General features: G+C 62.7%; 5 protein-coding genes. 2 read left to right on the top strand and 3 right to left on the bottom strand.

Annotated elements, in window-relative coordinates:
- Window positions 1-104 precede the first annotated feature (104 nt).
- Window positions 105-854: an Hsp70 family protein gene (locus ABD191_RS28365; RefSeq protein WP_344088863.1), complete on the top strand. Its 750-nt coding sequence runs from the start codon at window positions 105-107 to the stop codon at window positions 852-854.
- On the opposite strand, the gene ABD191_RS28360 is transcribed toward ABD191_RS28365, so the two are convergent.
- Both ABD191_RS28360 and ABD191_RS28355 read right to left on the bottom strand, forming a co-directional pair.
- Entirely contained in the window at window positions 776-1,564 is a 789-nt protein-coding gene (locus ABD191_RS28360) for a hypothetical protein (protein ID WP_344088860.1), read from the bottom strand. The genes ABD191_RS28365 and ABD191_RS28360 overlap by 79 nt on opposite strands.
- A gap of 45 nt (window positions 1,565-1,609) precedes the next feature.
- Window positions 1,610-1,876 (bottom strand): hypothetical protein, encoded by a 267-nt coding sequence (locus ABD191_RS28355; RefSeq protein WP_344088857.1) that lies wholly within the window; start codon window positions 1,874-1,876, stop codon window positions 1,610-1,612.
- Window positions 1,877-2,093: 217 nt separating this feature from the next.
- Between ABD191_RS28355 and ABD191_RS28350 the strand changes: the two genes are divergently transcribed.
- The gene (locus ABD191_RS28350; RefSeq protein ID WP_344088854.1) at window positions 2,094-2,636 is read left to right on the top strand and encodes a DNA-binding response regulator; all 543 of its coding nucleotides are present in this window, start codon (window positions 2,094-2,096) and stop codon (window positions 2,634-2,636) included.
- Here ABD191_RS28350 and ABD191_RS28345 read toward each other — a convergent pair.
- Window positions 2,633-6,115, bottom strand: a complete 3,483-nt coding sequence (locus ABD191_RS28345; protein WP_344088851.1) for an ATP-binding protein — start codon at window positions 6,113-6,115, stop codon at window positions 2,633-2,635. The genes ABD191_RS28350 and ABD191_RS28345 overlap by 4 nt on opposite strands.
- Between the last annotated feature and the right edge of the window lie 212 nt (window positions 6,116-6,327).

The following is a 6,327-nucleotide window of genomic DNA, read 5'->3' as shown; positions in this document are numbered from 1 at the left end:
TAGCGACGAGCGTGGCCAGCGGCACCGGATGCGGGGTCCAACAGCGGTAGAAGGCCAGCTCTCCGGCACGGTTGCGGCGGATCAGCAGGCTGTGATGAGCGAACGTGCGCGCGACCGACCCTGAGTCCGGCACCGAGTACGCCATGGATCTCACCCGGGACGACTTCGACTCGCTGCTGCGCGACAAGGACGTGACCCGCCGCGTCGGGCGGGCTCTGCGCACGGCGCTGGACAAGGCCGCCGGGTCAGGCTACGTCGCCGATCAGATCCGTCATGTCTTCCTCGTCGGCGGCACGAGCCTCATCCCGGCCGTACAAGACGTGGTTTATATGCAGTTTCCGCGCGATCGGGTGCGCATCGAACGGCCCCTCGAAGCGGTCGCCGCCGGTGCTGCCGGAATCGCCGGTGGATATGAACTTCACGACCATATCCAGCACGACTACGCAATCCGCCATGTCAATCGGGACACCGGTGTGTACGAGTTCGAGTCGCTCATCCCCGCCGGCACCCCGGACCCCACACCAACGCCCATCGGGACGATAACCATCAGGGCGGTCCGCGACGGGCAGAAGAACCTCGGCCTGGCCATCTACGAACGCGCGCACGCCACCTACCGAGACGCGAGCGCCGATCTGGAAGTTATGTTTGACGCCAACGGCGGCGCGCGTGCCGTCACTGTGACGAGCCAACAGCAACAGGAGCGCTCAAGCCTTTGGCTCAATGAGGACAGCCCGTGGTCGCCCGCCACGGGAGCCTTTAGGTGCCCGCCTTGCTCTCACTTCGTCACGCTCGGGGATGGTGTGCGCGATTCGACGCCCGCATTCTTCTGCAGGATGCGCTTCACGCTTTCGTAGGCGCTGTCAAGCTCACTGTCCTCCATGAACTGTATCTCGCCTTCATCGAAGTCCTGCAGACAAGCCGCTAACGACGGGAACTGCCGTGCGTCGCGGAGAAGTTCGCCGACGCTCGTCCACTTCAGAAGGTCCTCCGTCAGCACCGGCTGATTGATCTTCACAAGCTCATCCAGCCTCGCCTCAAGGGCCTTCTCGTCAAGTCTGCCCTGTCTCTGAATATGCATATAGTGCCGCTCGTACTCATGGATCAACGGCTTCAGATACTGCCGCATCCTCTGCACGTGGCGCCTCATGTCACCCGACCGGTCGTATGCCTCCGGCAAAGCGATGATTCGCCGCAGCATTGCCCGAAGCTCACGGCATTTCTCGATCATGTCCGCGTACGTCTCGGCGTTGCTATTTGAGATCAGTCTCATACATGCGCCTTCGAGAGCGTCCTGGCCGACGACCAGGTCCTGGAGCGTGGTCATCCAGGCATCACGCTTGGCCCGGGTAATCTCGACCTGGCGGAAGACGGCCGTAATGAACCCTGCGCCAGTGAACACGGTGGTGAGTTGCAGAAGCCACTTGCCGATTTCGTATGAAACCCCGGACGAAGTGACCGAGTAGCGGATGGCCACGAAACCGGCAACGGCAGAACCAAGGGCGAGCAGGAAAAGTACCACTGCAAGAGCCACCAAGCCGCGAGGGCGCCGAGCGTCGGAACTCATGGTGCCACCCTGCCACCTTCCGTCGGCTTAACCAAGGTGCCAGTGCTACCGCGAGACTCGCCGCCAAGCCAGCAAAACCGAGGCGATCTGGCCAATAGAAACGCTCGGGTAGCTCAGCTGTACCTTCGCATGCAGCCGGTATGGGTCAACCAACCCAGCGTGGGACTGCTCCGCGCTCGCCGTGGCTGCGGCGATGATTGCGGCGTGCAGCTCGGCGGACGGCGGTTCCTTCATGGAGTTAGCCAGTGCCTGCATGTCGGGCAACGGCAGGCTCAGGTGTACCGGCCTGCCGGGCTGTTCGCTATAGACCATGGGCACCCCCGCTAAACATTAGGAATGCTCGGTAGTGCCGGTCTATGACGAACAACGCGGCATGAACCTGACAGGTCTGGTCAGGGTCGTGTCGTCGGTCCGTGATAGGCGCGTGCGGGATGATCCTCAATGCTGATTGCCCGTACCGAGAAGGGATCATGCCACGGCTCGTGTTGCAGTCGTCGATCCCCTGCCGCTATTCCGGGAGGGGGTCGCCATGGTGCTCTCCGCCGCTGGTCACGTGGCGGAAACGCCATCGGATCTTGTTGGTTGGGCGGACGGGCAGACATGCTCGCTGGTGCTCTTGACGCTCGCGGGCGACTCGGAGTGGCGACTCCTGGCCCGGCTGCACGACGCTCACCCTATGTTGCCGCTCATCGCTCTCATGGACGCGGGCTCTGTCGAGCAGGGCGTGCTGGCAGTCCGGGCCGGCGCGCGGTCCGTCCTGCCACGCAGCACTGCAGGCGACACGCTGCAGCGAACTGTCGCCGCGACCATGGATGGTCAGGCGGTCCTACCCGCAGATGTCGTGGCGCGGCTTGCCGCGACCGTCTCAACGGGGAGCCTGCATGTCACGCCGCCCGATCGCATCAGTTGGCTGCGCCAGTTGGCATCTGGCATGACCGTTGCCCAACTCGCCGACCGGGTCGGCTACTCCGAACGCGCGATGTTCCGGCTGCTGGCCGCCATGTACGCCGATATTGGCGCGCGTAACCGAGTCGAAGCGATCATGCTTGCCCGCGACAAAGGTTGGATCTAAGCTCCTCGGAGGGCATCGATCGCCGGCTGCAAGATCCCGGGCTGGGGAGCCGACTCATCGAGTCGCTCCAGCATGAACACCATTCGCTCAACCAACCCGGGTACGTATGGAGGATTGGCGACGTCTGGCATCCGGAACGACGTGACCGCTGATGCCATTTCGGCACGGCCGGCCAGAACCAGACCGCACAGGGCAAAGCCCTGAAGGTGCCGGGCGCCGAAGTCGGCCCGACCGACCTGGACCATCGTACCGGGCATGACGCTGAGGCCCGTGTCCTTCGTGATACGGTCGCCTGCCTCTTTCTGCAGTTTCTTGAAGAGATCTTTCGCATTATCATGGTCATGGATCAGACGCCTGGTCAGTGCCTCGAGAGCCAATACGACGAGGTGCCTGCCGGGCGGGCGATGCCAGCCGGCGCGGGAGATGGACTTCGCCGCTTCAGCTAGGCGCCCGGCACGCAGGTGTGCGACGCACAACGTCTGACGGGCCTGTAACAAAGTCTGCCGATCCTGCACCTTGAGGGCAAGGTCCACAGCGCGGCCCGCAGTCTTGATCACCTCGTCGACCATGCCCGTCCGGAGTCCGTCGTAGAGGTTCAGGTCAGCCAACGTATCCAGGTAGGCCGCGCGCCAGGCGTCGGTGTCCTCGGCGATTGCGCGGACTTCCTCCAGCCATTTGCGCGCCATCACCAGATCGGCCTGTTCGGCATGCCAGCGGGACAGTCTGACCGCCAGTCCGACTGCAAGCGATCGGCCTTCCACGTCAGCCTCCGCCAAAGCGGCGAATCCAGCCGAGCGGAATAGCTCGAAAGCCTCGGTGGCACGTTCGATCGCTTTGGCATATTCACCTCGGCTGCGATGGCAGTCGGCCAGGCCGTTCATGGCGCCCATCGCCGCGATGGGGTCGTCCGCCTCGGTTGCCCGCTGTAGCGCGTCTTCGTGGCCCGTCCGCGCCTTCTCGACGTAATTTGACTGCAGGTTCACCGTCGCGAGATTCGCGTGTAACCGGGCGAGCACCTTCGGTTCGGCGTCCGTCCCGGCCAGCGTCAGGGCGCAATCGTAGGCGCCTCTCGCATCCTCGAGTGCGCCGAGGGCAAGGTAGATGCCGCCCAGCTCGTTTTCGTTGTTCTTTTCGAGTGCAGAACTGTCGAGCCGGCCGCGCACCGCCATCCGATAGGGGAGCAATACAGATGTGCAGTTCCACGCCCGCAGATGCCTGTCGATACTTTCCATCACCTGCAGCGCCAAGGGGAACGCTCCGGCGCGCAGCAACGCCCGCACTTGGGCTAGGTGATACCGGAGGTCAGCCAAGTTGCCTGGCACCGGCTCCGCGCAACGTTCCAGAGCGTCGGCAGCCGCGGAGGATAACCGTCGACGGTCCTCCTCCGGCATTTGATCCAGGATTACCCGCGCGTCCGCACCGGGCAGAAAGAACAGCTCCGATTCCAACCGCAGCAGACGGTCGGCCCGGAGATTCCCCAACGATTGCCGCACCTGTTCCGGTTGGACTTCGCCCAGCGTCTCCTGCATCGCCCGGACGGGCACCGGCACCCCGAGCACGGCCAGCGCCCGCATCACTTTCCGTCTGAGCGGGTGCATACCATCGATAAGGGTGCGGATAAGATACGCCGTCGGTTCATGCGGGTGCTCCCGAAGTCCCTCAAGCAGTGCCCGCAAGGGAACGTTGGCTTGGCACACGGTGGCGTACAGCAACTCACCAATCCGCGGAATGCCGTCGGAATACCTCCACAGTTCGTAGCATTCGTCAGTTGACAGGTCCTTCAAGTTGAGGCGGCTTCCCGGATCTATCCGGCCAAGTAGCTCGACAAAGTGGTCGAAGTTCAGTCCGTGCAGCCTGACCGGCTCCTGATCGGATTCAGTCGCTGCGAGAACTCCGCCTTCCGGACCTTCAAGAACGACCGAGACGCGGTGGTCCTCGTCACTATTGAGCATGATGAACGCCTCATCCATGCCAAGATCCAATAGCCGGTGAGCATCCGGATCGAGTAGTTGCTCCGCAGACTCGATGGCAATGACGACAGGCTCTCGCACCTCTGCCAGCACCGACTCTAGCCGAACCAGCGCCGCACCCGGCCCACCCGCGATGTCCGCCGACCGGCCGCCGATTAGCTCGACGAGCTCGTGAACATCCAACGGATAACCAGGGGCGGTCTGGCGCCGTATCAGTCTCCGTTCTCCGCCAAGCCTTCTGATGACGGTGTCAACCAGCTTGCTTTTGCCGACACCCGGTCGTCCCTGAACCGACAACACACCGAACGGGCCGTATGCCAAACGATAAGTGAGCGCCTCCTGCTCGAAGTATCGATCGACGATCTCTGGTCGGTCTACAGCTGGGGGATTGTTCAACGACCGCGTTCCGTCATATTGGTTGCAGTAACGCTCTGTTGCCGCAGTGGCTAGGTTGTAACACCAGCGCCGAGCCAGATCCGGGTCTGGCGCCGTGATGGTCCGGCCGATCCGGAGCAGTGCGACGCCGACGAGTGTAAGCAGGCACTGCGGCGTCCAGAGGTCATCGAGGTCCCGCGCAGGGAAGCTGGCCGCGCACGCCTCATGCACGGCACGGCTGATCTCCTGGAACTGCCTCGCGTAACCCGACATGCCCGCCTGGTGCGGGTTAATAATGACCTTGATGAGGTCCTCGCCCTCGGATCGGACATGCTCGAAGTCGTCAAGAGCGAGAGCAACCAGGAGGTGCATCGGATCCCGAGCCAATGGCGCATCCTCAGCGTAGTGATCATAATCGATAAGTTCAAATTTGTCGGCCTGCACTACCGGCTTGGACGGGACGAGAATGTTTCGACCGGAAAGGTCGCCATGGGCCTTGCCGACCAACAGGTTGTCCACCGTCCATCGGCTGGGCACCTCGCTCAGGAACGCGAGAGGCGTACGGCCACCGAGATCACTGGTGGCGCGGATCCAACGAACTGCGCTACTCCGCCTGTGCCCGACAATGTCGTTGACTATCGACCCCGCGGTTCGACGGACAAGCGTCGGACCGCCTTGGTTCCATTCGCCGATGACCGATCTGATGATCGAGTAGTAGTCAATATCGGTCCTGCACGGATTCCCTTCGCGTAGCTGCGCCAATGACCGATAAACCGCCAAGTTTCCACCGGCAACGCGCAAAAACCTCGCATACGTATCACTCTCACCAAGGCAGAATGCGTCTCCATCGAGCTGGGCTAGATGCTGCTCAACGAAGGCAAGCCGAGGGCGATGCGCCATGCCCAACTGCTGGGCGCGGTGTGACGAGGCGCAAAACTTCAAGATGCGCTGCGCGGCGTCAGGACTGCGCACTACCCACGCCACTGGGTTGCCGCTGCGACCATCGTTGAACCAGCCGCCCAGCCTAAGGCTGTACGACTGAGGGTCGAGGTGCCTCTGAAGCCCATCCAGCAGGTAACGATGCTCAGCCTCAAGCCGTTCTTCCCAACTCGGCCGATCTATGAGTAGCCCCATGCCGGATAACATAAACGCCCAGCAATATCAAAAAAATCGTCCATATACAGGATCACCGACGCCCGTCATAGCCGGTGCCGGGCAGTGAGTTCCAACATGAAGGGAGTTATACGGCCGTCCAACCAGAAGATCCCAACACCGACGCGCCCGCGCTCAGCACCGCCGTGACGACGGCGACGGAGGTGAACCCGCTCGCCGCCGAGTCGGCGACC

Source organism: Luedemannella helvata (genome assembly GCF_039528415.1).
GTDB classification, from domain to species: domain Bacteria; phylum Actinomycetota; class Actinomycetes; order Mycobacteriales; family Micromonosporaceae; genus Luedemannella; species Luedemannella helvata.
The sequence above is the reverse complement of the archived record's forward strand: the minus strand, read 5'-3'. Positions and strand labels throughout refer to the sequence as shown.

Excerpts from the sequence above, each read along its gene's own strand:
- ABD191_RS28360 (WP_344088860.1), bottom strand. The coding sequence starts at position 1,564 with ATGAGTTCCGACGCTCGGCGCCCTCGCGGCTTGGTGGCTCTTGCAGTG.
- ABD191_RS28345 (WP_344088851.1), bottom strand. The coding sequence starts at position 6,115 with ATGGGGCTACTCATAGATCGGCCGAGTTGGGAAGAACGGCTTGAGGCT.
- ABD191_RS28355 (WP_344088857.1), bottom strand. The coding sequence starts at position 1,876 with ATGGTCTATAGCGAACAGCCCGGCAGGCCGGTACACCTGAGCCTGCCG.
- ABD191_RS28350 (WP_344088854.1), top strand. The coding sequence starts at position 2,094 with ATGGTGCTCTCCGCCGCTGGTCACGTGGCGGAAACGCCATCGGATCTT.